This window comes from Photobacterium sanctipauli (assembly GCF_003026495.1).
Classification (GTDB): Bacteria; Pseudomonadota; Gammaproteobacteria; order Enterobacterales; family Vibrionaceae; genus Photobacterium; species Photobacterium sanctipauli.
Map to the genome: position 1 here is coordinate 114644 of NZ_PYMA01000004.1, position 25888 is coordinate 140531.

27 protein-coding genes and 1 riboswitch are annotated in these 25888 nt (G+C 43.3%); of the genes, 17 read left to right on the plus strand and 10 right to left on the minus strand.

Annotated features, from left to right (window positions below):
* Window positions 1-9: 9 nt before the first annotated feature.
* Window positions 10-681, minus strand: coding sequence for a 3,4-dihydroxy-2-butanone-4-phosphate synthase (gene ribB / locus C9I98_RS09055; RefSeq protein WP_036832484.1), 672 nt, complete (start codon window positions 679-681; stop codon window positions 10-12).
* 128 nt (window positions 682-809) lie between these two features.
* Window positions 810-976: riboswitch (FMN riboswitch) on the minus strand.
* Between the two features lie 129 nt (window positions 977-1105).
* Window positions 1106-2014: a hypothetical protein gene (locus tag C9I98_RS09060; RefSeq protein WP_245907121.1), complete on the minus strand. Its 909-nt coding sequence runs from the start codon at window positions 2012-2014 to the stop codon at window positions 1106-1108.
* A 308-nt stretch (window positions 2015-2322) separates the two neighbouring features.
* On the opposite strand from C9I98_RS09060, the gene C9I98_RS09065 reads away from it, so the two are divergent.
* From C9I98_RS09065 to C9I98_RS09090, 6 genes are all read left to right on the plus strand, one after another.
* Window positions 2323-2523 carry a hypothetical protein gene (locus C9I98_RS09065; protein ID WP_036828428.1) on the plus strand — a complete coding sequence of 67 codons (201 nt, stop codon included), beginning with the start codon at window positions 2323-2325 and terminating at the stop codon, window positions 2521-2523.
* A gap of 320 nt (window positions 2524-2843) precedes the next feature.
* Entirely contained in the window at window positions 2844-3125 is a 282-nt protein-coding gene (locus tag C9I98_RS09070) for an HlyU family transcriptional regulator (RefSeq protein WP_036828652.1), read from the plus strand.
* A gap of 450 nt (window positions 3126-3575) precedes the next feature.
* A complete protein-coding gene (gene pntA / locus C9I98_RS09075) occupies window positions 3576-5132 on the plus strand; it encodes a Re/Si-specific NAD(P)(+) transhydrogenase subunit alpha (RefSeq protein ID WP_107271880.1) in 1557 nt (518 codons plus the stop codon).
* A gap of 10 nt (window positions 5133-5142) precedes the next feature.
* On the plus strand, window positions 5143-6522 hold the full coding sequence (gene pntB, locus C9I98_RS09080) for a Re/Si-specific NAD(P)(+) transhydrogenase subunit beta (protein WP_036826713.1): 1380 nt from the start codon (window positions 5143-5145) through the stop codon (window positions 6520-6522).
* A 148-nt stretch (window positions 6523-6670) separates the two neighbouring features.
* Entirely contained in the window at window positions 6671-6940 is a 270-nt protein-coding gene (locus C9I98_RS09085; protein WP_036826709.1) for a type II toxin-antitoxin system TacA family antitoxin, read from the plus strand.
* Window positions 6937-7470 (plus strand): GNAT family N-acetyltransferase, encoded by a 534-nt coding sequence (locus C9I98_RS09090; RefSeq protein ID WP_036826706.1) that lies wholly within the window; start codon window positions 6937-6939, stop codon window positions 7468-7470. Before C9I98_RS09085 ends, C9I98_RS09090 begins: the two co-directional genes overlap by 4 nt.
* 61 nt (window positions 7471-7531) lie before the next feature.
* On the opposite strand, the gene C9I98_RS09095 is transcribed toward C9I98_RS09090, so the two are convergent.
* Both C9I98_RS09095 and C9I98_RS09100 read right to left on the minus strand, forming a co-directional pair.
* Complete coding sequence (locus tag C9I98_RS09095) at window positions 7532-8899, minus strand: NCS1 family transporter (protein WP_107271881.1); 1368 nt, start codon at window positions 8897-8899, stop codon at window positions 7532-7534.
* Window positions 8900-9018: 119 nt separating this feature from the next.
* Window positions 9019-9714, minus strand: coding sequence for an aspartate/glutamate racemase family protein (locus C9I98_RS09100; protein ID WP_036817925.1), 696 nt, complete (start codon window positions 9712-9714; stop codon window positions 9019-9021).
* Window positions 9715-10083: 369 nt separating this feature from the next.
* On the opposite strand from C9I98_RS09100, the gene vxrA reads away from it, so the two are divergent.
* From vxrA to C9I98_RS09130, 6 genes are all read left to right on the plus strand, one after another.
* The gene (vxrA, locus tag C9I98_RS09105) at window positions 10084-11523 is read left to right on the plus strand and encodes a sensor histidine kinase VxrA (RefSeq protein WP_036817922.1); all 1440 of its coding nucleotides are present in this window, start codon (window positions 10084-10086) and stop codon (window positions 11521-11523) included.
* Window positions 11498-12160: a response regulator transcription factor gene (locus tag C9I98_RS09110; RefSeq protein ID WP_036817920.1), complete on the plus strand. Its 663-nt coding sequence runs from the start codon at window positions 11498-11500 to the stop codon at window positions 12158-12160. Before vxrA ends, C9I98_RS09110 begins: the two co-directional genes overlap by 26 nt.
* A gap of 2 nt (window positions 12161-12162) precedes the next feature.
* The gene (locus tag C9I98_RS09115; protein WP_051901930.1) at window positions 12163-13029 is read left to right on the plus strand and encodes a DUF2861 family protein; all 867 of its coding nucleotides are present in this window, start codon (window positions 12163-12165) and stop codon (window positions 13027-13029) included.
* 252 nt (window positions 13030-13281) lie between these two features.
* Window positions 13282-14496, plus strand: a complete 1215-nt coding sequence (locus C9I98_RS09120) for an NnrS family protein (protein ID WP_173424691.1) — start codon at window positions 13282-13284, stop codon at window positions 14494-14496.
* 84 nt (window positions 14497-14580) lie between these two features.
* A complete protein-coding gene (locus tag C9I98_RS09125) occupies window positions 14581-14757 on the plus strand; it encodes a YoaH family protein (protein ID WP_081878987.1) in 177 nt (58 codons plus the stop codon).
* A 235-nt stretch (window positions 14758-14992) separates the two neighbouring features.
* Window positions 14993-15508, plus strand: a complete 516-nt coding sequence (locus tag C9I98_RS09130; protein ID WP_107271882.1) for an HD domain-containing protein — start codon at window positions 14993-14995, stop codon at window positions 15506-15508.
* A 72-nt stretch (window positions 15509-15580) separates the two neighbouring features.
* Here the strand turns inward: C9I98_RS09130 and nadE are convergent, their stop codons facing one another.
* Window positions 15581-16417, minus strand: coding sequence for an ammonia-dependent NAD(+) synthetase (gene nadE, locus C9I98_RS09135; RefSeq protein ID WP_107271883.1), 837 nt, complete (start codon window positions 16415-16417; stop codon window positions 15581-15583).
* A gap of 183 nt (window positions 16418-16600) precedes the next feature.
* On the opposite strand from nadE, the gene C9I98_RS09140 reads away from it, so the two are divergent.
* Complete coding sequence (locus tag C9I98_RS09140; protein ID WP_036828431.1) at window positions 16601-17125, plus strand: nicotinate-nicotinamide nucleotide adenylyltransferase; 525 nt, start codon at window positions 16601-16603, stop codon at window positions 17123-17125.
* 79 nt (window positions 17126-17204) lie between these two features.
* Entirely contained in the window at window positions 17205-17693 is a 489-nt protein-coding gene (locus tag C9I98_RS09145) for a hypothetical protein (RefSeq protein ID WP_107271884.1), read from the plus strand.
* Window positions 17694-17826: 133 nt separating this feature from the next.
* On the opposite strand, the gene C9I98_RS09150 is transcribed toward C9I98_RS09145, so the two are convergent.
* Window positions 17827-18510 (minus strand): hypothetical protein, encoded by a 684-nt coding sequence (locus C9I98_RS09150; protein WP_036820554.1) that lies wholly within the window; start codon window positions 18508-18510, stop codon window positions 17827-17829.
* Window positions 18511-18785: 275 nt separating this feature from the next.
* Here C9I98_RS09150 and C9I98_RS09155 point away from each other — a divergent pair, with 275 nt between their 5' ends.
* Window positions 18786-19892, plus strand: coding sequence for a 1-acyl-sn-glycerol-3-phosphate acyltransferase (locus tag C9I98_RS09155; protein ID WP_036820551.1), 1107 nt, complete (start codon window positions 18786-18788; stop codon window positions 19890-19892).
* A 133-nt stretch (window positions 19893-20025) separates the two neighbouring features.
* Here C9I98_RS09155 and C9I98_RS09160 read toward each other — a convergent pair whose 3' ends face one another.
* Window positions 20026-20523, minus strand: a complete 498-nt coding sequence (locus tag C9I98_RS09160; protein WP_051902110.1) for an OmpA family protein — start codon at window positions 20521-20523, stop codon at window positions 20026-20028.
* A 154-nt stretch (window positions 20524-20677) separates the two neighbouring features.
* Window positions 20678-21607, minus strand: coding sequence for a LysR family transcriptional regulator (locus C9I98_RS09165; protein WP_036820547.1), 930 nt, complete (start codon window positions 21605-21607; stop codon window positions 20678-20680).
* Between the two features lie 407 nt (window positions 21608-22014).
* Here C9I98_RS09165 and chrA point away from each other — a divergent pair, with 407 nt between their 5' ends.
* Window positions 22015-23163, plus strand: a complete 1149-nt coding sequence (chrA, locus tag C9I98_RS09170) for a chromate efflux transporter (RefSeq protein ID WP_036827735.1) — start codon at window positions 22015-22017, stop codon at window positions 23161-23163.
* Between the two features lie 189 nt (window positions 23164-23352).
* A complete protein-coding gene (locus C9I98_RS09175) occupies window positions 23353-23658 on the plus strand; it encodes a hypothetical protein (protein WP_036823125.1) in 306 nt (101 codons plus the stop codon).
* Window positions 23659-23667: 9 nt separating this feature from the next.
* Here the strand turns inward: C9I98_RS09175 and C9I98_RS09180 are convergent, their stop codons facing one another.
* Window positions 23668-24219, minus strand: a complete 552-nt coding sequence (locus tag C9I98_RS09180; RefSeq protein ID WP_245907122.1) for a YceB family lipoprotein — start codon at window positions 24217-24219, stop codon at window positions 23668-23670.
* A gap of 530 nt (window positions 24220-24749) precedes the next feature.
* Entirely contained in the window at window positions 24750-25625 is an 876-nt protein-coding gene (rpoS, locus tag C9I98_RS09190; protein WP_051902208.1) for an RNA polymerase sigma factor RpoS, read from the minus strand.
* Window positions 25626-25888: the final 263 nt, after the last annotated feature.

The following is a 25888-nucleotide window of genomic DNA, read 5'->3' on the forward strand; positions in this document are numbered from 1 at the left end:
AGCAAGTGATTAAGCAGCTACTTCTTCTGACTCATTCTTTGCTTCTTTCGCAAGGCGGTAAGCAGCAAGATCTTCAATGGTAAGTACTGGCATATTGTGTACTTTACCGAAATCAATCACTTCCGGAAGGCGTGCCATGGTACCGTCTGGGTTAGTCAGTTCACATAAAACACCGTAAGGCTTAAGGCCAGATAGGCGCATTAAATCGATAGTCGCTTCAGTATGACCACGGCGAGCCAATACACCTTGAGGGTTGGCTTTCAGTGGGAAGACGTGACCAGGACGGCTTAGATCAGAAGGCTTAGCACCGTCAGCAATGGCTGTTTTGATTGTTGTTACACGATCGGCAGCTGATACACCTGTTGTTACGCCTTTTGCGGCTTCAATAGTAACAGTAAAGCCAGTCTGGTTGGCGCTGGTGTTGTTTTCTACCATCATAGGTAGTGCTAGTTGCTCAACACGCTCGTCAGTTAGGCATAGGCAAACAATACCTGAACACTCGCGGATCATCAGTGCCATTTGTTCGGCAGTTAGCGTTTCAGCGGCAAAAATGATATCGCCTTCGTTCTCACGATCTTCGTCGTCGACAACAAGCACACCATGACCTTGGCGAATAGCTTCAAGGCCGGCTTCAACACGCTCAAAAGGGGTGCCATAAGGGGTAAGTAGAGACTGATTCATGGTAATAAAAACTCCAATTAAATACATTTACCAGAATCAGGGCATGGAAAGTCAGCAGAATACACGTTCAGTACGTATCAAAACCGACACGCACACAAGAACGTAACACATTCATAGCGTATTACTGATGAGATCCTCTTTCATCCGGACTATAACCGTCGGCTCTGGAATCATACCTCTTAGTACTGGACCAGATCTGCTGACCTTATCAATTAAAATAATTGCTAAGCGCTCGCGGGCTTTCTCTGTTGAGACTACCGCCGGTGGGGAATTACACCCCGCCCTGAGAATTCACAAGCAATATAAAAAAATCCCCCAACCAGTGCAAGGTAAACGGTTATTTTTAATCAATAACTTTGACCTGGATACTTTATTGAGTGATTTGTAGACATTGCTAGACTTTGTAGAACTATAGTTAACAGACCTAAAGGTTGGATACTGGCTCGTTTTGCTGAGCGCGCTTTAGCAATTGAGGTTTTAGCCAACGTACAAAAAGCGGTAGTGACGCCGTTGGGATCTGGATGGCCCCCATAAGGATGACAAACTCAGGCCCAAGAAAGCTGCCAGCGACAGTATAGGTAAGCAAGACATTACGGTTAGCCGCGGCAGTAGCCGCAAGCAGCGCGCTATCAATATCATTGGGTCTACGACATAAGAAGTACCCAACCGCAAAAAATAGCACAGTTAAACCTAGGCCAACTGCACTGTAAAACAGGCCACTACTTAGCGATATGTCAAAGACATTCCTAAACGTGCCCACCAAACCAAACGGAAAGGCAAATACCAAAATGATGGTGAACTGTGAGATCTTGCCGTGTACACGAAGTAAAAGTGGGTTAGGGACATAGCGGTAGACGATGGCTGAGAATAGCATTGGGCCTGCAATGAAAATCAGCAGGCGTTGAATATAGCTCACCATATCGAGCTGGAAACCATCGTCTTGGAAGATTAATAGGTTGAAGAACAAAACAACAGGCATCGCTAAGGTCGAAGCTATCGTCATCGCCATGGCCTCAAGTGCATCTAAGCCAATTGAACGGGCAATGGCGGGAGTCGCAAATAACGAACCTGTTGCAGCAACACCGGCAACACCAAGTATAAAGGCACTTGAGCCGCCAATCATTTTTGCTATCGCGCAGCTAATCACCGTAAGTAATACGGAGTGGATAAGGGCATAGCGCCAGATGCCAGGCTTAAAGATGGCTTTAATTAACGCGTTTTGATTCATGCCTAGCAGGGTTAGCAGCATGAGGAAAAAGAGTATATATGGAAGATACGGGAAAATCGCCGTAGATAGGCTAGGGAAGATAAAGCCAACAATCGCAGCTAGCATTAAAAAAACTGAAGAGTGCCTTGCAAGGTAAGAGAGCATACTAATATCATTATAATTAACTTGTTAACGTATTGTTACCCTAAAGGCTGGTTGAATGCAAGGTTATTAAGCTATATGCAGCTTGGTGGCATGTTTATGCGTCATGATGTGAGGTTAATGAATGTTTTCCCAATAGAGCATTTAAAGTTTTAACTCGTTGTTAACGCATTAGAAAAACTAATTTTGCTATGGAATTAATGTCATTTTATGGTGCTAAAACAACCAGATAGAATTGTTGTAGTTCGAAAATACAACAAAAAGAGGCAATCATGGCACAGGCAATGAATTTTGACACCATCGCAACTGAAACCGCAATGGACAAAATGGACAAAAAAGCCTATGCGGTTAACATCAAAGGATTGATTGCACACGCATTAGATATCTTTTTCGGCGGCTCAAAAGCGCCAAAGCAGTACAACGTTTCCGATTTACCTGCACACATTCAAAAAGATATTGGCTTGTACCGATAGTCCTATTCGGTCAAACACAGAATTAAAGACGTCAGCCTAGGCTGGCGTTTTTTATGGCTAGACAAACATGGCTGACGGAGTATTAGGATAATGTCAGCTAATCCACGCTTTATTGATAAATGACTCGATAAAAATTACTTGTTCTTGAGTATCGATAGTGAAAACAAAATAGCAGACAAGATGTTTTACACTTCGCTATTGAGAGTGGAAAAAGCAACGAAACATCTAATTTTTTGCAAATATTCATCTGACTTTCATGTTTTTTTTCAAGAATATGGCATGATGTCACTGTATCAAAACGAATATTGGAGATAATTTACGTGGGCTTTTTTTCAAAACTATTTGGACTGGACAAATCTGAACCAAAAGCGCCTGACGTTGAGCCAATCGAGTATGAAGGGTATCTGATCTATCCTGAGCCGATTGCAGAAGGAGGGCAGTTTCGGATTGCAGGGCGCATTTGCAAGCAGTATGGCGAGGAAGTGAAAACTCATACATTCATTCGTTCTGATCTGTTGGCGACCAAGCAAGATGCTGAATCGTTCATGGTAAATAAAGCCAAGATGTTCATTGATCAAACAGGCGAGAACATGTTCCGTTAATGTTGGTCACAGCCTGCCTATTAGCCTTACCACTGGTAGGCGGGTAAATTCATTGGTAAGGAAAAGCTATCTGGAAAATAGTGATGTGTACCAATTATCAAGGAATGATGATTTACCAGTTCCCCTCTGCGGTTCTTAGTGAACACCTTTCCTTGATGTTTTAAACAATTATCTGTTTGTTCAGATGCGTTGTTTTGGACTTTTAATTTGGTTTTTAACCAGAATGCGGATAATTATGCAGATATTGCTCTGATTTGATTTTTCGATATTCGAGGTTTGACCTCTGTCCAGCGTTATAAATGTTATTTTCTTTCTGATGAAGAGTAACATTTGCCATAAATAACATTGTAATGAATAACTATTTTTGTATTTTTCCTACAAAAGGCTTGATATTAAGCGATAGGTTGGATACAAAATTGTTACTTATTTGCCAAAGTTTAGGGAATAATAATGCAAATTGGTGTGCCTAAGGAAATACTCGTTAATGAAACGCGAGTGGCTGCAACACCGAAAACGGTAGAGCAGTTGTTAAAAATGGGGTTCAGCGTTGCTGTTGAAACAAATGCTGGTATTCACGCTAGCTTTGATGATGCAGCTTATGAAGCGGCAGGAGCCACAGTAGTATCAACAGAAGACGTTTGGACTTCTGATCTCATCTTTAAAGTTAATGCACCTCAAATAAATGAGCAGACTGGGGTTGATGAGTTTGACCTGATCAAAGAAGGGGCAAGTCTTGTCAGCTTTATTTGGCCTGCACAAAACGAAGAGCTGCTTAAAAAGCTGTCTGGTAAAAATATAAATGTCATGGCGATGGACTCTGTTCCTCGTATCTCCCGTGCTCAGGCGCTGGATGCATTGAGTTCCATGGCAAATATTGCAGGCTATCGTGCCGTTGTTGAATCTGCCCATGAGTTTGGTCGTTTCTTTACCGGCCAGATTACCGCTGCGGGTAAAGTGCCACCAGCCAAGGTCTTGGTTGCTGGCGCCGGAGTTGCCGGTTTGGCTGCTATCGGTGCTGCGGGTAGCTTAGGCGCCATTGTTCGTGCATTTGATGTTCGACCTGAAGTAAAAGAGCAGGTTGAATCTATGGGGGCCGAGTTCCTTGAAGTAGATTTCAAAGAAGATACTTCGACGGGCGATGGTTACGCCAAGGAAATGTCTGATGAATTTAACAAGGCTGCCGAGCGTTTATATGCCGAGCAAGCCAAAGACGTCGACATTATCATTACTACGGCTTTGATCCCTGGTCGCCCTGCGCCGAAATTGATCACCAAGGAAATGGTTGATTCAATGAAAGCGGGCAGTGTCATTGTTGACCTTGCAGCGGCGAATGGTGGTAACTGTGCTTATACAGAAGCAGATAAGGTTATCACTACGGAAAATGGCGTGAAGATCATTGGTTACACCGATATGGTTAGTCGCCTTCCAACCCAATCGTCTCAGCTTTACGGCACCAACTTGGTTAACCTGACCAAGCTATTGTGCAAAGAAAAAGACGGTAATATCGATATCGACTTCGAAGACGAAGTGCTACGTGGCTTGACCGTGATTAAAGAAGGTGAGGTTACTTGGCCAGCGCCACCGATCAAAGTATCGGCGGCACCTCAACAGGAAGCAAAACCTGTAGAGGTACCCGTTGAAAAAGTTGAAAAGCTAACGTCACCAATGAAGAAATACGGCTTGATGGCTGCAGGTATTGCTGCCTTTGGTTGGATTGCCAACTATGCCCCTGCTGAGTTCCTTTCTCACTTTACGGTATTCGTATTGGCCTGTGTAGTGGGTTACTACGTGGTATGGAATGTAACCCATGCCTTGCACACCCCGCTAATGTCAGTAACCAATGCGATTTCGGGCATCATCATTGTGGGTGCGCTATTGCAGATTGGACAAGGAATAGGTGTTGTCACTTTCTTGTCGTTCATTGCTGTATTGATAGCCAGCATCAACATTTTCGGTGGTTTCACCGTGACCAAGCGCATGCTTGAAATGTTCCGTAAAGATAAATAAGGAGTAACACATGTCTGCAGGAATCGTACAAGCGGCATATATTGTTGCTGCGGTACTATTTATCATGTCGCTGGCGGGGTTGTCTAAGCAAGAAACAGCTCGTTCGGGTAACTATTACGGTATTGCCGGTATGGCTATCGCCCTGATTGCGACGATCTTTGGTCCTGATGCGGCGGGTACTGGCTGGATCATCCTTGCGATGATCATCGGTGGTGCCATTGGTATCCATTACGCCAAAAAAGTTGAAATGACCGAAATGCCTGAACTGGTTGCTATTCTTCACAGCTTTGTGGGTATGGCGGCGGTATTGGTTGGTTTCAATACTTACATTGATCACGGTGATCTTACGGGTGCGCTTCTCAACATCCACTTGGTTGAAGTTTTCCTCGGTGTGTTTATCGGTGCCGTGACATTCACTGGTTCGGTGGTTGCGTTTGGTAAGCTACGTGGTTCTATTTCATCAAAAGCACTGATGTTGCCTCATCGCCACAAGTTGAACCTGGCTGCGATTGTCGTTTCGTTCCTACTTATGGTGATTTTCGTGAAAGCGGAAGGCTCGATGTTCGCGCTTATCCTAGTGACGCTGATTGCTTTCGCATTTGGTTATCACCTGGTTGCATCAATCGGTGGTGCGGATATGCCAGTGGTTGTTTCGATGCTTAACTCATACTCGGGTTGGGCAGCTGCTGCAGCGGGCTTCATGTTGGCAAACGATCTACTGATTGTAACAGGTGCTTTGGTCGGTTCGTCAGGTGCTATCCTGTCTTACATCATGTGTAAGGCAATGAACCGCTCGTTTATTAGCGTTATTGCTGGTGGATTTGGTAGCGATGGTGCTGCACCTTCTGATGATGTCGACCATGGCGAGCACCAAGAAGCGTCGGCTGAAGAAGTGGCCGAAATGCTGAAAGATGCACGTTCAGTAATCATCACTCCGGGATACGGTATGGCGGTTGCACAAGCTCAGTATCCGGTACATGAAATCACTGACAAGTTACGTAAGAAGGGCGTTGAAGTTCGCTTTGGTATTCACCCGGTTGCGGGTCGTCTACCTGGCCACATGAACGTTCTGCTGGCCGAAGCGAAAGTGCCTTACGACATCGTGCTTGAGATGGATGAAATCAACGAGGATTTCGACGAAACAGATGTTGTGTTGGTTATCGGTGCGAACGATACCGTCAACCCTGCAGCAATGGAAGATCCGAATAGCCCAATTGCTGGTATGCCAGTACTTGAAGTGTGGAACGCAAAGCATGTGATTGTGTTTAAGCGTTCGATGAACACAGGTTATGCAGGAGTTCAAAACCCATTGTTCTTCAAAGAGAACTCACAAATGCTGTTCGGTGATGCGAAAGACTCGTGCTTACATATTCTAGAGCACCTAGATTAAGTAGTGTTTAAGCTAAGCCTATTAAAGCCCGCTCTCGTAGCGGGCTTTTTCTATTTAACTACGGAATCTTTCCGTACGTTTGAATCGTAATAGGAAGCGGATTATACTGAGCATATACGGAACTTATCCGTACATAAAAGGGGGCAATATGGCAACGACAAGATTAGATCTACGTTTAGATGAAGATATTAAAGCCAGAGCAGAGAAAGCTTCGGCATTATTAGGTTTAAAGAGTTTAACTGAGTATGTTGTACGTCTTATGGATGAGGATTCATTACAAGTGATTTCTCAATACGAGAGTATTACTGTTGAAGACAACTTATTTGATCAGTTTGTTGATGCTTGCGATAAGGCAAAAGCGCCAAATCAGGCATTATTGGATGCGGTTAATCATGCCAAGGAACATGGTTTTAAGTGAGTTGGTTAAAAGAGTTTGTGGAGCTCGATAAGCAAATCCATGACAGGCTCTCATTTGACTGCGGTGAGAAAGAGCTAAACATATTTATTAAAACTCAAGCTTCAAAACATATGCAAGCGGGTATTAGCCGCACAATGGTGTTACCCGCTAAGACCCCTCTACCCAATCAAAAGCGACCAATTTGTTCCTTTTATACGATTGCTCCCAGCTCTATTTGTCGCGAAACTTTACCTAAGTCTTTGTCAAAAAAGTTGCCAAGGTATCCTATTCCAGTCTTTCTTTTAGCTCAACTTGCCGTTCATACTGAGTATCATGGGTGTGGGCTAGGAAAAACGAGTTTAATTAAAGCACTGCAGTATTTATGGGAAATAAATGCTCATATGAGAGCGTATGCAGTTGTGGTTGACTGCTTGACGCCCGAGGCAGAAAACTTTTATCGAAAATACGGATTTGAATTTCTTTGCCAGCATAACGGTCGAGCAAGAATGTACCTCCCAATGAAAACTATTGAACAGTTATTTAGTCGTTGATTAATAAAAGAAAAAGGAGCAATTAAGCTCCTTTGTCATAGGTAGGGTTCTGAAAATCTGATTAGCTTTCAGACACTGTTTCTTGTTGTTTACCTGCTGCAAACGCATTAGCAGTGTAGCTGTCGTGGTTAACCACCCAGTAACGCATTAGCGCGTAGTAAAGGGTTGCACCAGTAATTGTGCCTACAAACCATGATAGGTCGATGAAGAATAGGGCAAGTACGGCACCAACGGTTGCTGCAATGACAGCGGCTGGGTTGATCTTACGCCACTTACCGAACATCTCACCTTCATATAGCGCATCAACGTTATAGTGGCCTTTGTGGATAATGTAGTAGTCGACCAGCATAATCCCCAATAGTGGCCCCAAGAATGCGGACATGCCTGCGACGAAGGTTAGGAAGAAATCAGCTTGCATGATTAACCACGGGCAGGTGAATACGGCTAGTACACCAATGATCACACACGCTCTAGCCCAAGAAATCTTGAAGATATCCATGGCAATGATTGCAGGTGGAATGATATTCGCCACCAAGTTGGTTGTTACCTGTGCCAAAGCGATAAAGAACAAGATAAAGACACTAACGATTGGCATAGGAATGTATTGGCTGATAACGTCGACAGGGTTCCAAATGCCAACGGCTGCCGCACCCATGATACCGATGAAAGGCATCAAGATACTTGGTGGCAATACACCAATAACGTGTGCGTTAACATAAGTTGCCTCACTCACACCTTTGCGAGGGATAAAGCGGGTATAATCCGACACGTTAAGGAAGAGTGCTGAGAAGTTCCCCGTTAGTGCCGTTATACCAAGCCAGAACGGTAATGCCCATGTTCCTTCTATTTCACCCACAGCACGTACTTGTAGGCCGAATTGGTCAAGGAATAAGAACAGTAGATAAACCAAGCCAAGCATGATGAATACCGCACCTACGATCTCAACCCACTTGATAGATTCCATACCTTTGGCCGAAATCCAAATTTGGACTGCCTGGAAAGCAAAGAACCAGAGCCATACATTATCGAAGCCAATGGTCTGAACCATAATACTGTTGATAGCTTGTGCCCCTAGCCAGGTTTGGATACCGTACCAAAATAGAGCAGGGAAGCCACGCAAGAAGCCCGGTATGCGCGAGCCAATATGACCAAATGAAGAGCGTAATTGAACGATCATCGGGATACCGTGTTTCCATCCCGCACGTCCGTTAATCGCAAGCATCATTGCCACAAGGATATTGGCAATAACCAAAACTGTAATTGCTTGCCAGAGGTTCATCTCACCGAAAGGCGGGATCAAGCTTGATCCAAGCATGAATGCGCCGACCATCACGGCGTCTCCCCACCACATTGCGATATATGCTTTTGGTCCTAAGATTCTATCTTTGCCATCAGCAATTGGCTCGATACTCGTTTGTTGTGCTGACATTAGGTAATCTCCTACCTTTTATGACGGTATACTGCTTCCTACTTACCGTTTCTGCATGTGTTTCCCTTAGCTACTTAACTGCCTGTAAAAAAGGAATGGTTTTGAATCGTTTGAAATCGTTATTTTTTATTTGGGTACGCGTATGTACAAGCTTTGCTCGTCTGTAGCTTCATCCCGACTAGCGCTTCTATTAGCTTGATGCCGGCTGCGGTTCCATCAATAACCGGAACACCTAGCGCCTCGCTAAGTGGTTCAGACATACCAGACATACCGCCACAGCCCAGAATGATGCACTCCGATTTATCTTGCTCAAGGATCTCTTTGCTGCGTTTGAGCATGGCTTCAAAGGCAAGGGCTTTGTCTTCAAGTGCAAGCACCGGTAGGTTAACGGCGTGAATACCTTGGCAGCGTTTATCTAGCCCGTAGGTTGACGCGTTATCTTGTAAAATACTGACTGAGCGTTGTAGGGTGGTGACAACTGAATATCGTGCACTGATCAGGCTAGCCATATGTAGCGATGCTTCACCGATGCCAACCACAGGTGCCGATGTGACTTCGCGTGCAGCCTGTAGCCCGGTGTCGTCAAAACAGGCAACAACATAGCCATCGATCCCTTGACCTTCATTGGCTTCAATTAGCTCGACGAGGTGATAAGCAGCTTTTATACCGTCACTGGACCCTTCAATACTTGCAACGCCCTTAGATGGGTTGGTCACAATTAACTCTGTACCAGCACTGATGTATCTTTCACACGATTTTTGAATCGTATCGGTGAACGATGTCGTGGTATTAGGGTTAATCACCATTATTCTCATGAATCTATCCTTCTGATCTTTTGAATAAAAAATGTGTTACATAAAAAATGTCAGCCCTGAATACAATTGGTGAACATAAAATGTTGATGGCTTAATGCAGTGCCTAACAAGTTGTTGTTACCAAAGTATTTGCCGTTACTTAGTGTTGTTTTTCTCTGCATTGTTCATCAGGGCATGTGTTAAATGTATACAATTTTATTAACCTGTAAAGTGATTTGTTACTTGTGTGTTAATTAAATTTTAAAATGTGACGTTGATAGAGGTCGGATGGCTGGTGTTGAGAGCAGCTAAGTGTCATTTTTCAGAAACTTAGCATTTGAATGACAATAATCTGACAATGTAAAGGTGTTGGGTGATAAACTCTTTGGTATGAAAAAGTATGTCCTATTGTTCTCACTGCTGCTCACCGGAGCAGGTACAGTTCAGGCTGAAAATTTGCCTGAACGTTTGAATGCTGTTCGCTCAGAGTTGCTAGCCAGTGAGCCTTTGGCGACTTATGATTTCAGGCAACTGCAAAGTCAGTTTCCTACGCCATTATTGGTGCCTTCTTCATTGCTGCCGCAATCGTCGGTTTATCCACTTAAGTCAATTCAGCGTCTATATAAGAACGCGATTACTTGTAAAGGACCTTGGCCGGTAAGCCCGTTGTTAACTCAGCCATTAGTCTTTACTCGTGCGCTATGTAATAACTCGGTATTACCTATTGGTTGGTTTGCAAGGGCGGGGTATATCCACCCAGGTGGCGGCAGCTATGCGTTGCGGTATCTAGAGCAGCATCCAGGTATGCTTGAAAAACTGGAAGGTTATCAACATATCCAGGAGCGGGAATTAGCGCCGACCAATACCATACTGGGCCGTTTGCAACGGATGAGCCATGAAGAAATTCAAGTGTTTATCCTCGGTGCAGAAGCGTTTATTTCTAATGGCGAGCTTTGGATACGTAATGGCAATGAATACCTTATCTATGGGCAGCCGACATGGTCTTTGGCTCTCAAAGAATTTGATGTGAACTTCACGCGTTTAAATCAGACTAACTTTTGTGTTCTGAAAAGCGGCAACATTTGCTGGGAAGAAGAAGACAAGTCGCATTTGACGCTATACCTGTTGGTTGGCCTCTTGGTGGTTAATATTGGTTTGTTGTTCGGCTGGGCATTTTACCGTTGGCGAATCCGCCGCCGGGCGATGCAAGAACGTATGCTGGTATTGCAGATCTTAACCCACGAGTTGCGCACACCCATTGCCAGCTTGGCCATGACAGTAGAAGGTTTCAGGCGGCACTTTGATGCATTGCCAGAAAGCCTATATGATGAATTTAGACGACTAACGGAAGACTCTAGGCGTTTGAGGCAACTTGCAGAGGCAAGTAAAGATTATTTACAAGCGAATCAACAGGAACTAAGTGTCCAACATGTTGACTCATTTAATGAGTGGGTTGAATACTTAACTGAACCTTATGAGGTTGAGCTTGAGCTAGCCGAAGACCGGCCTGTTGACGTGAACATATATTGGTTGGGCACCTGTATAGATAACTTGTTATCTAATGCCCATAAATATGGCGTTAAGCCAGTGAAATTAACATCATCGTTCAAAGATGGAAAATTGATTGTAAGCGTTTCAGATAACGGACAGCTTGGTACAAAAGACTGGGCAAGATTAAGAAAGCCCTTTGTGAGTGAAAAAGGCTTGGGGCTTGGCCTTACAATCGTTGAATCGATGATCCGAAGAATGGGGGGACGAATGAAGTTAATCGGCCCTCCGACAACATTTATATTGGAGATACCGTGTGAATCAGACTCTGCTTCTGGTTGAAGATGACCGCAACCTTGCCGATGGTTTACTCGAGAGCTTGAAAGAAGCTGGTTACAACTGCCTGTATTCTGACTGTGCAACGAATGTGGCCGACTTATGGGCAAATGCTGATCTGGTTGTGCTGGATCGCCAGCTGCCTGAAGGCGACTCGCTGAACTACCTAAAAGAATGGCTTCAAATTAAGCATGTGCCAGTTATTTTGTTAACTGCAATGGTGTCTGTAACTGATAAGGTTATCGGCCTTGATTCTGGTGCTAAGGATTACCTCACCAAACCTTTTGCCGAGGAAGAACTGCTGGCGCGTATTCGTTTGCATCTTCGTGATGGTGCTCCTGAAGTACCTGCAGCAAACGTGGTGAAAGTTGGTGATATTACTATTGATTTAGATAGCCGTGATGTCACGTTAAATGGTGACAATGTCACGCTAACCAGAACAGAATTCGAGTTACTGGTCTTTTTGGCCAAGAATGCTGGTCGCGTATTTACTCGTGATGAGCTGCTTGATCAGGTTTGGGGCTATAACCATTACCCAACAACGCGAACTGTTGACACCCATATTCTTCAGCTTCGCCAGAAATTGCCTGGTATTGAAATTGAAACCCTACGCGGTGTTGGTTACCGGATGAAGTCTGTCTAGTAATGTCTAAACTCTCCGTCACAACGACAGCTTTGTTTTTTCTTCACTCGGCGCTATGGGCGCCGAGTGTTGCCGCTAAGTGGTTTACCCAGCAGGATCTGTTTACCGCGGCTCATCAAAACTTGCTTGAAGGGAAGACTTCGCAAAGTTTTGATTCTATGGTGCAGGCTTGGCAACAAAACCCGACTAACATACAGACGAGCAACCTGAATGGCTTGCTTGAGTTGGCCATTACAGAGGATTGCGGTCATAGCCTCGATCAAGCGCCGCTTCCTCCTTGGCTATCGAGCTTAGTCATTCAGCGTGAAATGGTGCAGAACCAGAATCAGATCTTACCTAAATTGTTGATTAATGGGGTTTCTGAACCAAGAGTCACTTCGATAGAGTTCATTCGTTGGCCTGAGCAATCAGTGATTTCAGCAACGCCTAAAAGGTTGAACGGTGGCTACTTTTCAATCGAGACTAAGCGGCTGGAGAAGGCCAGTAACGAAGGGTTATATCAATTAACCATCAAAGCCGATGGAGAGGAAGATTACACTACGTGGGTGCTGATGACCGCACCAAGCAAGAAACAAAGGATAGGGTGGATTGACAGTCGAAATTGGCGTATTGAACGTAACGGTTTGCCAAATCGTGCATGTCCTTCGCCAGTATTAGCCATGAACGTATATGACTTGAATGATACGTCATGGACTCCGTTGTGGACGGAAAATGTCGATGGTAAGTTGCCAACGACGGTGCCAAAACTCGATTTGCCTGACGGCCGGTATTGGTTAAGTGTCGGATTGGTCGAAAGCCGCTGGCAAGGTGAAATCTCAATCCTTGATATTCAAACCATTACACGCCCTGTCGACTTTCCTGACTATTGATCCCTTTTAAAATTTATTCGGTGTTTCGTTGTATGCTCCCTTAGCTTAGTTGGCTCTTTGCTTAGCTGACTAAGGGACTTAGCTAGCCATACCTCTCTCTTTTTCATTGTCTTACCTGTTGTTGCTGTATTTATATCCATAGGGTGTCAACTATTTCGGAAACCTAAACGCTATAAATTGAATAAAAGATATATTTTATTTGCATCTTTTAAGGTGTATTATATATGCATGTTTAAAGGGTGGTAATCGACCATGATGCAAATTCTTGATAGTGAAAAGGAACAAAAGATCGTTCCTGTATTTCGTTTAGCATTTAGACCATTTTTCTTAGGCGCAAGTCTTTTTTCAGTTGTCGCGATGGTGCTATGGGCAATGTTTTGGGCTGGTAATGGCAGTGTAGCCGCTTTCATGTATGGCAATCCAATATGGTGGCATAGTCATGAAATGCTTTTTGGCTTCACTGGTGCTGTTATTGTCGGCTTCTTACTAACTGCGGTTCAGAACTGGACGGGGAATCCGGGTGTACGGGGTTGGGCGCTAGCTTTCGTTTTCATGTTGTGGCTGATGGCCCGGGTAGGGCTGCTACTTGGTTCACCTAGTGTGATTTGGATGGTTGTTGACTTACTCTGGATGCCAATTTCAGCTTACTTTCTTGCTAAGCCGATCATTATTCGCCAGCAGTGGAATAACTTGTTCTTCACGCCGATGATTGTGTTAATGACCTTGTTAAATGCGCTGTTCCATTTGATTGCTTTAGGTATGACGGACCTGACTACCCGATCGGTTTCTTTTGCTACCGTGATGGTTATTTCAATCATTGTTCTAGTTGTTGGTGGCAGGGTGATTCCATTTTTCACATGGCGAGGGACGCAAACCGAGCAGATTACGCGTGTGAAATGGATTGAGCTTGCCTCTTTGGCATCGAGTTGGTTGCTATTACTGGTTGTATTGGCTTCGTTGGTGTTGCCATCGACTGTCATACCGCAAGCTTTACTGCCTGTTTTGCTACTATCAACGGCTGTACTGCACTTTATTCGCTTTGCGCGATGGCGTACTTTCTCAACGCTTCGTGTACCATTGCTGTGGTCGCTTCATTTTGCGTATGCGGCAATGATTGTAGGGATGGTGTTGCTGGCGATGCATTACACTAACCAAGCTGTAAGTTACAGTGTCGCGCTACACATGCTGACGGTTGGTGGTGTTGGTTGTATGATCATTGCCATGATAGCGCGTGTTTCGCTCGGCCATACCGGGCGTGCGTTGCAAATTAAGCGTGTCATGGTGGTCGCGTTTGTTGCGTTAATTGCTTCAACCTTAGTTAGAACGGTGATGATTGCGTGGTTACCTGCATTAACCATCAACGCCTATGTGATTTCGGCCTGCTTGTGGGCAATGGCTTTTACTATCTTTAGTGTTGTTTACTATCCGATTTTAACGCAAGCTCGGGTCGATGGTAGGCCTGGATAATTGAAACTTGTCATGAAAAACAATGAGTGACAAGGAAGAGGGAAATCCTTAAAATACGCACTCTTTTTTCTAAGTGGATGACATATGTTTAATAATACGCCGACATTGACCCATGCCCAGCAGCAAGCAGCCGCTGAAAAAATTCATGAACTCATGGCTCAGGGTATCAGCAGTGGGCAGGCAATTATGATGGTTGCCAATGAAATCCGCGAAGCAGAAGCGAAAAAGAACGAAGCAGAATCTGAACCTGATTCAGAGTAATCTGAGTATATTTCACTGCGCTTCTATGAAAACAGGCACCCACGGGTGCCTGTTTTTGCATCAAATCGTGCAATAAATCTCATTTGTACACCCTTCCCTTAGTAAATTACCTCATGCTGAAATAGAATCTAAATCATCGTATTTAATCGCGTTGATTAATACTGCAAAAGTATCCCTAGAAAGAGACATTGCGCTTTTTCTTTCGCTGAGGTCATCATTTTTATGGGGGGACAGGATGAATAACCGTTACCTGAAAGCTCGCACATTAGCGCGTGCTAAGCATAAAGGACAAATGTACGGTGATGTACCTTATTTTATCCACCTAGAGGCGGTTGCCCGTCTAGCAAGTCCGTTTGGTACTGACGCCATGATTGTCGCGCAACTTCATGATGTAGTAGAAGATACTGCGACTAGCATTGAAGAAATATTTGCTGATTTCGGCTTTATTGTGGCTGATGCGGTCAAATATATATCGGACAGTAATATTGAGGACAGGGCACTTCGTAAAAAAGAAATTAACCTACGACTATCTTCACTTGATACAGCCGAAGAGGCTGCGCGAATCGCACTGATTGTTAAGGCTTGTGATCGTCTAGCCAATGTTCGGGCCAGTTTAAAAACATCTGAAAACTATTTTGCCATCTACCAAAAAGAGCATGCTGCTTTTCGTGAATCGGTCTACCGTAAAGGGCTATGCGAAGCTATCTGGTGGGAGTTAGATAACCTGTTGAGGTATTCTGAAGCCTCATAGGTCTAGCATCTACGCTAATAAAGAAAAGGGGCTGATAACCAGCTCCTTTATATTGTCTTTAATACCGAAAAATTACTCTTCGTCGTAGATTGTCGGGATCGGTTGGCGCTTATGCTGTGTTTTCTTATAAATACTAATTAGGCGCTCGGCAACGTCACTATCGACTGGGCGGCCTTCAAGAAAATCATCGATCTGATCGTAGCTCACCTGTAGCGCATCTTCATCTGCTTTCTGAGGGGCAAGTTCTTCAAGATCAGCGGTAGGGACTTTGTATACCAATAGCTCTGGCGCACCTAGCTTGTCAGCCAACTGGCGCACCTGGCGCTTGTTTAGGCCAAATAGCGGTGCTAAGTCACATGCACCGTCACCAAACTTGGTGTAGAAACCGGTAATATTCTCTGCTGAGTGGTCTGTACCTAGTACTAAGCCACCAACCAGTCCTGCAATCTCATATTGAGCGATCATGCGGGTACGTGCTTTTACATTGCCCTTGACGAAATCGACGGTTGCATCCGATTTAGGAATTAAGTTCGTACCTTCTAGTGCGAGAAGTGTACTTGCGTGGGTACCGTCTACACCGTCTTTGATGTTCACACTCACAGAGTGGGTGGGTTTAATGAATGAAAGCGCTAATTGAGCTTCGTCCTCATCCTTTTGTTCGCCATATGGCAGGCGAACAGCGATGAACTGGTAGCTGTCAGTGTTTTCCGACTTATTCAAGCCTTCCACGGCTAGCTGTGCTAAACGGCCACATGTCGTTGAATCCACACCGCCGCTGATACCTAGTACAAGAGACTTACATCCAGATTGCTTAAGCTTGTTTTGAATGAAAGCAACACGACGCTCAATTTCAAAGTCGACGTCAATAGTAGGTAATACGCGCATTTCGTCGCGAATTAACTGTTCCATAGTGAATGAATCCTCAGGGCATTGCCCGATTTCTAACCAAATAGCATCACTTAATGCAAAAACATCCCGTATTGCATTAAACCTTTTGCAAAATCATGCGATAACTCTATTAAAGGATCAATCCTCAATTGATAATTAAATAGAATTAACAGTAAAACGGTATAAAAAAAGGACATTCTTGTTATGGCAGAGTCAATTGCAGTGTTCGGCAGTGCATTTAATCCTCCGAGCCTCGGTCATAAATCGGTATTGGAGCGCCTTGCTCATTTTGATCGGGTTTTGTTGCTTCCAAGCTTTAGCCATGCATGGGGAAAGAAAATGCTTGGCTATCAACAGCGCTGCCAGTTGGTGACGGCTTTTATCGAGGATATCAACTTACCGAATGTCGAGTTATCTCGCCTTGAGGAGCAAATCGCAGTGGGTGATGAGGCAGTCACTACGTTTGCTGTATTCGAAGCATTAGAGCAGAAACACCCAAAAGCCAATCTAACTTTTGTTGTTGGGCCTGATAACTTTTTGAACTTTCGCAAGTTCTATAAAGCAGATGAGATTATGTCGCGCTGGCAGGTGCTGGCTTGTCCTGAAACGGTCAAGGTACGAAGCACAGATATTCGGTGTCAGATTGAAAATTATTGCGACATATCACATTTAACTACTGAAAAAGTAGCTAACATGTTACAAGACGAGCGATGGTATCAACAAGATTGATAGTTTGAATAGGTTGTTTTCTTTCCTGATATTGTTCAGGTATTCGTTTAAATCGTGTGATTTTAGGCAGATGTAGAGCGTGTTGTTTTCATATGTAATTGCGGGTTTATCTCTATCGGCAATGCCGATCGATAGTGAAGCCTGTGAAGGCCATGAGCCTATTTCACAGACATCGGTTATCGCTTTGCAAGACAAGTGTCACCGCCAATATCAGCAACAGTACGTTGATACTGATAATGAGGTATCTTGGCAAGCCCAATCTGAATCATCTGATACCAGCGCATCGTTTTGGGATAATTGGTCGGGTGATTTAGCATCGCCTGTCATGACAACCACCGCTTCGAGTAGTTTTTATGGCTTGGGGGTGTGGATGCCGGAAAAGTATGCTGATGATGAAATTCTCACTGTGGAAGATGCCAAAGAGTGGATTAAAAAACACGGTCTACAAATGAGCTTTGGTGTCGGTGGAGAAGACGGTAATTCGCCACGAGTACGTTTTGATTATCGTTGGCATGACGATGGGGATCTTGATGATGTGTTCATCCAAATTGATATCCCATTTCAATAGCAAGAAAGCCAATAGCAAAAAAGCGACCGTTTGAGTCGCTTTTTTTGTATTTTAGACTTTGGTTATTGGACTTAGGCCCTTGGATTCTGTTTCTTAGCACTCGGTAGTAGGCGTAAGTTTCGAGATGTTAGAACTAAAGAGCATGCCCCAAAATTGGCTGAGCCATTGCAACTAACAGGCTTTCATCTGTTTTCAGTGTTTCAGCTATCTGGTGAGGTTTTCGTCCTGAACGGGCAAGTCTTAATGCTTCTCGCATCACAACGCAGGTTTTTAACTCTTTGATTGAGTAACCAAGGTATTGTTCAATCGTACTACATGCTGTTTTGTCCGTTACGCTGTCACCTTTAAGCATACAGGCAAGCACCGGCTGATACTTAGCCGCGAGTTCAGGGCTGGTGGACTTGGTGTTCACTTTAAGGCTGCCAATTTGATCAGCAAGTACACGTAGTAGGTTGCCTGAAGCACCAGATAGTGGCGTTTCATTATCACGGGCTTGGCATTTAATGAGCTCATCAATAACTGCATTAATCAGCGGGTTTTTGCGGAAAAAGCCTGCTTCTTTACAAACCGGAGAAGTGATACGAGCAGAGAAATCAACTTTGCTATAGATTGTACCAGGCAGTACCGTGATAGCGTGAAGGCAGTCAAATGGGATAACAAAGCCATGGCCAGACTTCACGGTATACTCGTGTTTTCCAAGGCGGACTAGAATGCAGCCTTTTGAAACGAGAAGCATAAAAGTATTAATACTTTTACGGCGGGAGCCTACATTTAAGAACTCTTGTTCATAATGTGAAAAATCGATAGCTTGTTTCATAATGAGTCTCTAGCAAAAAAGCCCGCACATAGTGTTCTGTTTTGCCGCTATCGTCAATGTTCGAGTGATTTTAAACACATAAATGATGATAATTTAGCTAAAAATGCAATATGGGCGGCTGACAAGACAGTCATCTACCGTTAATGTGAGTGTGTTAAGTATTGACGCTAATCTGGTAAGACCTCCAACCATCAATATGTTGGGGGTCATATCATTGGGCTATTCCACAAATCTGCGTAAAATGTCGCAGTTTTAAATTAATGTGAAGCATAATTGTGCATACAGAGAACGATATTTATAAAGAAATTCGCCCATACAACGACAGTGAAGTTAGTGAGGCGATTGAGCGTCTAGTTAATGACAAAGAGTTTATTTCAGCAATTCTGAATTACCGTTTTCCCCAGCTCTCTGGTGTGTTTGGTTGGTTGCTAACACCAATCATTAAACGTTTTCTTATTAACAAGTGGTCAAATGTAAAGACTGTCGATGATGTACAAAAGCAAGTTGCCAAGTATATGCACGCGACGATTGATCACTCTTGTGACGGTGTCACTCATACCGGCTTAGACAAGCTGGACCCAGCTAAATCATACCTTTTTGTTTCCAATCACCGTGATATCGCTATGGATCCTGCGATGGTTAACTGGTGTTTGTACAACAATGGCTTTGATACTGTACGTATTGCGATTGGTGACAATTTATTGAAAAAGCCATGTGCAACAGAGTTGATGCGATTGAACAAGAGCTTTATCGTTAAACGCTCAGCAAAAGCGCCACGGGAAATGATGAAGGCACTTGGCTTGCTTTCAAGTTACATTGCGCATTCGCTAGAAACGGGTAATTCAATTTGGATTGCACAAAAAGAAGGGCGAGCGAAAGATGGCAATGACAAAACGGATCCAGCTATCTTAAAAATGTTCTTTATGGACGGGCGTAAAAAGAAAATCGCTTTTCCAGAATATATGAAACAGCTCAATATTGTGCCTGTTGCCATCTCTTATGAAAATGACCCTTGCGATATTGCTAAAGCGAAAGAGCTTTACCAAAAGGCAACAGAAGGCAGTTATGAAAAGGGTGAGCTTGAAGATATTGAGAGCATTATTCAGGGCATTGTTGGTCAAAAGCGTCGTATCCATGTGAGCTTTGGTGATGTGATTGAAAATGGCTTTGAAACGCCTGAAGATTTGGCACAGGTCATTGATAACCAGATTGCTAATAACTATCACTTGTTCCCTGCAAACTACATTGCAGCCGAACAAGAGCATGAGTCTGCAACGCAAGAAGAGAAGCAGCGCTTTGAAGAGAAGTATGCGTCATTGCCTGATGGTGTTATTGATATTCTGAAGCAAATGTACGCAGCACCTGTTCACAATAAGTCATAGTAAAGTGATAAAAGTGGTTTGAATATAAACGGCCGCAGTGTTAAATCCACTGCGGCCGTTTCTTTGTACCTGTAGTTTAAGTCATGTATCTGTAGTTGAGTTACCCTGTAACTATGTGCGGATATTCTGAGAACTAAAACTGTTGTTGGTTTCTGTTTGGGTTAAGCGTTCTAACAACGGCTTTAGGTGATACAATTTCTACACGTTTATTTTGTAATGCGCTGCTGCTTCCTTGTAACGGCTCAGTATCACCCGCGGCAACGATTTGGATCCGCTCTTCTTCGACACCAAATACCGACGATATGTAAATTGCTACGCTAAATGCACGCTCATAAGAAAGGGCAATGTTGTCTTCTTCTGATGTAAAGTCATCGCTATGACCAATAACAACGACATAGCTATCAGGGTGTTGGCGTAATCTAACAGCAACAGGGTCAATCAGTAATTGGCCGTCACTGGTTAAGTCATAGCTCTGTTCCGAGAAATAAACAGTCGTTCGCAACTCTTCGAGTTGAGTCAGTAACACTTGGGCGTGCGGTACATTTGAAGAACTATCAACTTGTTGATTAATGGCAGTATCATTGGTGACGCTGTCACCATTTTTTCCGCAGGCTGCAATTGTGCTCATCATAACGAGTGAAAAAGCGAAACGTCTAAAAGATACAGCATTTGATTTAAACATGATGGAAATACCAGCTAAACCTAATCTTTCTAATGTCTTCTTTAGGTTTAGCTGATCTGTACTGATTCACAACTGCATTAGTGAGATGAATCCGGGTCCAGCTTTACTTTATTAGTACAGGATTTGGCGTGCGATAGGGTGGGACAGACATTCTCTCCGCCATGAAGTCGATAAACGATCGAACCTTAGGGGCAAGATATTTTCGTCTAGGGTATACGGCATAGATAGGTAACTCGAGATCTGCCTTCCACTCAGGAAGTAGCTGAACAAGTTTGCCTGTTTCAAATTCATCGGTAACTAAATAAGTCGCAAGATAGGCAATACCCAACCCCGATATTGCTGCATCAAGTACCGCTGGTGCATTATCAATCCGATAGTTTCCTCTTGCTCGAATCGATTGGTGCACGCCATCGCGAGTGAATCCCCAGTTGATGTATTTACGTTCGCGGCTTTGGTATGTAATACAATTATGTTGGCGTAAGTCACCTGGTACTTTGGGCGTTCCGTGCTGTTCTAGGTATTCGGGTGAAGCCACAATGGCAAAGTGGCAATCGGCCAACCTTCTTGCGACCATACCTTCAGGTGGATGTTCGTGAATAGCAACCCAACAATCAAAACCTTCCTCTAATAGGTTAGGGCGGTGATCGAATAAGCTAACTTCAAGCTCAAGATCCGGATGCTGCTTCTGAAATTCAGCCAGGGCAGATGTGATGTGCACATTACCGAAAGATTGTGCAATACCAATTCTAAGCACACCCTTTACTTCATTGCGGTAGCCAGCGACCAACGCTTCGGCTTCGTTTACGGTATCGAGCAGTTGCTGGCCATACTCCGAATACTGTAAGCCAATGTCAGTTAGTGCCACAGTACGCGTACTTCGTTGGACCAGCTGGCAACCCAAGCGTTCTTCTAGAAAGCGAATTTGCTTACTTACTTGAGATTTTGAAATGCCTAAGCGTTCAGCTGCGCGTGTAAAGTTCTGTTCGTGACCAACAGTCGCAAGAATGACCATTTGTTGCAGATTTTCAAGCATAGAGTAGACCAACTTCGAGATAACACTTTGAGTATATCATTGAATATTCAGTGGTAAAAATACGTATATAGAAAGAGACAACGCTGTGATGAAGCAATGATGTGCTGGGTTATAGCGATACTATCGATGAAGTCGGTAGTGGAATATTCTACATCTGAGATTTTTTAGGTGTATCATTCATTTAAGTAATGTTATTTAAAATCAGTTTCTTACATATCTTTGTTTCTCGTGGTGGATAATGAACCCTCGAGAGTGCCTGAGTATTAATGCAATTATGCGCGATCAGAATAATCCACTATTTGGTATGATAAACCTATAATTATCGAAATCGATAGATGAAATCAAAACTAACGATTTAATTAATTCGGTGTAAATGAATATCATATAGCTCCTATCTAGGAGGATTTATGTTCAAAGTGATGTGGCAGTTTTTTCTGCTTGGTCTTTACAGTTTTGGTGGCCCTGCGGCACATATTGGTTATTTTCAACGTGAGTTTGTTCAAAACAAAAAATGGTTAAGTGATCAAGATTTCACTCATGCTGTTGCGTTATGTCAGTTCTTTCCTGGGCCGGCAAGTAGCCAACTTGGGATGTTCATTGGCTATAAGAAGGCGGGCTATTTGGGAGCGCTGAGTGCATTCATTGGATTCACTTTCCCATCATTCTTATTGCTCACATTCCTTGCGATAGGCAATCAGCAATATAATGATGTTGCTTTCATTGACACTATCATCCAAGCTGCCAAGTTACTTGCTGTTGTCGTTGTTGCTGATGCGTTATGGGGAATGTTTAAAAAGAACATTACCAGTACACTAACTGCAGCAACGGCATTGTTAACTGGTATCGCTGTGTTTTTTAGTACTGGTTTGCTTGGTCAAATTGCCCCAATTCTTGTTGCTGCTATTGTTGGATTCATTATTTCAAACCGGCAGGCGGCGGCTAGAAATGATTCAACAGTATCACCGGCAATTAGACCTAATATGGCGATCTTCGCTGTGTTTGCTGTGCTGCTAGTAGCAATGCCGTTTTTGGCGTCTACGTCAGAGTTCTTAAATCTGTTTAATGTCTTTTACCAAGCCGGTAGCTTTGTATTTGGTGGTGGTCATGTAGTATTACCGCTATTAGAACCAATGCTAGAGGGGATGGTTGAACCCGATACTTTCTTAAGTGCCTATGCATCGGCACAGTTGGTTCCAGGGCCTATGTTCACAATGGCAAGTTATCTAGGTGCTTCTGCCATTGCTGATAGTCCTATTTTAGGTAGCTTGGTCGCAACGATTGCTGTCTTCTTGCCAGGCAGCCTGTTGTTGTTTGCCTTTCTGCCAGCTTGGAATGCACTATTTAGTAATAAAAAGCTTAAGGCTTCCATTCTATTAGTTAATGCATCGGTTGTTGGTTTACTTGCTAGTGCGTTTGTTAAGCCGGTTATCCTAACGTCGATTCACTCAATCTTTGATGTGGTTGCGGTATTAATCGGTTTCTACTTACTGAAATACAAAAATTGTCCAGTGTGGTTATTGATTATTGGCTTAGCCGCTTATCAGTTTGTCATTTAAACAAATACGGCCTTGGGGGCCGTATTTTGTCTACCTCTAATGCACTATAACTTTATTGTTGGGTTAAATATATTTACAAAGTAAATGTCGTGTTTTGAACTACTCACCATCATAAGTAACATGCTTATTAAGCTAAAGTTAAGGCGTAGCTGATAACATACTGGAATTATTCACTTAATCTCATATGTCATGTCTACACAAAGAAGAATTCGGCCAAATTTAACGAACTATGATGTTGTTGAGATCTACCAGCAGGAGATACGTGAGTCAGAAGCGAGGTTGTTTAGAAAAATACTGATTGCAATCATTACTGCAGTATTATTCATCATGTGCTTTATTGGCTTCATCGTTACCTCGGAAGGGAAAGCATCAAGGGACTACGCTGCTGAAGCTATGCAGAAGGCTTTTGAAACTGAACGCGCGATTCATATCATTGATGAAGCCGCAGGTACAAACTTTTTGCAACGTGCTAAAGATAGCCTTGAAGAGGATTAACAGTAAAACTCACATTTGAATAACCAGGGAGTGGTTCTTAATGAGCAGCTCTGGTCTTGCTGTTTTGAGTAAAGACTGCTTATAGTCTTCGTCACTTAATCGATAAACAGGGCGGGTAAGGATGTACTGCCCGACCATTTCGATGATCGGTGACAATAATTGCTTGCTGGGCAAATTAAGCGAATTCGGACTAAAGTCGATGTCTTCAACTTCTAATTCGTTTAGAAAAATAGCGCCTTCGTCCTTGTCGTAATATGGGATTGCACTGAAGTTAACATTGATGGCTACTTCTTGGGGGGCTTGCCCTGAAAGGCTGATCTTCGCCAATGACTTGGCTTCAAGGTTGACTCGATCACTGGCAACGCGCCCAATTCCCACCTTTACGTCATCAAATTTCACATTTGCGTGCGCAATACCTTTAATTCCAACAGTTCGTTCAAATGATACTTTATCATCAAGGTACTCTTGAACTTCCGCTTCGGTGACACTGTAACTTGCGCAGGAAGAAAGAAGAACAGAGATAAGAGTAGCTAGTAGTATTGATAATAGTGATCGCATCATTTCGCCCAGCAGGTTGTGATAGAAGAATTATCATTGAGCTTGCCTCTATCTGCTGGTACATATTCGAGACTGAACACAAATAAGTGATAGTCAGCATTAAGTCGATATGATGATTACCGTTCAGAAGCAATACTTAAACTGCTGTTTATAGAGCTTATTTAACTTATCGTGGTATGTTCTGCTTTTCTTCGTCGTGTAAGATTCACTGCGCATCTTCTTTTGTAGCTTTTCAATTTTTGTCTGTGTTTTATGACATTTTTTGTCCTTCTTGGTTGAAGCTAGGCTAGCGCTACTTACAAATAGGCAAGTAATTGCGATAGTTATCAGTATCTTCATTTTTGGCTCTTTAGGTAATGTATTTAAGAAGGTAGGTTAACGAAATTTCTTTGGTATAGGGGGTTAACAGATGGAAAATTCGATCGAAACAAAAGGGAGGCTGAAATGTGTGAGTAGCTATTGAGCATAAGATGCGAGGCAATTAAAAGGGCACCTACTAGAGGTGCCCTTGGAAATGAGTCAATTTGATTTGGTTAAGCTGTTTCAGCAAATAGTAGCTCGATATTGTAGTTGTCTCTCGACAATGAGTTCTTCAGCTTTTTCAGCGAGCTAACTTGCAGCTGACGAATTCTTTCTCGAGTTAGGCCAACTTCATCGGCAACTTGTTGAAGCGTTTGTGCCTCATAACCAAGTAGGCCAAAGCGACGGCATAGAATTTCTCTGTCTCTTGGGTTCAAACCTTCAAGCATTGTTGTTGTTAAGCGGTGAATGTCGTCTTTATTGACTTCATTATCCGGCTGTACACTTTCGTCATCAGCAATAAATGCTGAAATACTTTGTGAGTTAGAGTCGTCAGAAATTTGCTGGTCAATCGAAACAACCGGTGCATCATAAGCAAGTACATGTGAGATTTCATCAACGCTGCGCTCTAGCTTAGCGGCAACTTCTTCATGCGTAGGCTCTTGATTCGATTGCTTCATGAGCTGTTTGTGTGTGCGTAGAATTGTATTGATTTCTTTTGATACATGCACAGGCAAGCGAATAGTACGAGCCTGATTATGAATAGCGCGCTCAATGGTTTGTTTAATCCACCAAGTGGCGTAGGTAGAAAATCTAAATCCTCGTTCAGGGTCAAACTTTTCAACAGCGGTGATCAAGCCGATGTTTCCTTCATCGATGAGGTCGCTCAGTAGCATACCGCTGCTACGGTATTTTTTTGCAATACTAACAACAAGGCGAAGGTTACTTTCGATCATTGTTGCTTTAGCGTCAGTGTCACCAAGTAAACTTTTGCGACTGTATAAGATCTCTTCTGTCTTATTTAGTAGCGGTTTGTGCGCAATTTCTTGTAGATACAGATGAATTACATCAGCATCGAAACCATTCATTTCTTGTGATTTGATATCCATATCATTTTCCCCTAGTAACAAGTTAAGATTGTTATCTATATGTTTCTATTTGTTACGTAATCACATTAACACGGCTTTGTTGCATATTCCAATAGGGGATTTAACGATTTGAAATAAAGGCAACATTATATTGGATAGAGAGAGCAAAAAAGTGTTTACCACTAAATGATTGGGTTTTTCATTATAAATGGTCTAATTGGTTATGGTGATTTAGAAGATGCGTTTATTAGTGTTGAGTTTGCCAGTATATAATGTAGGTATAG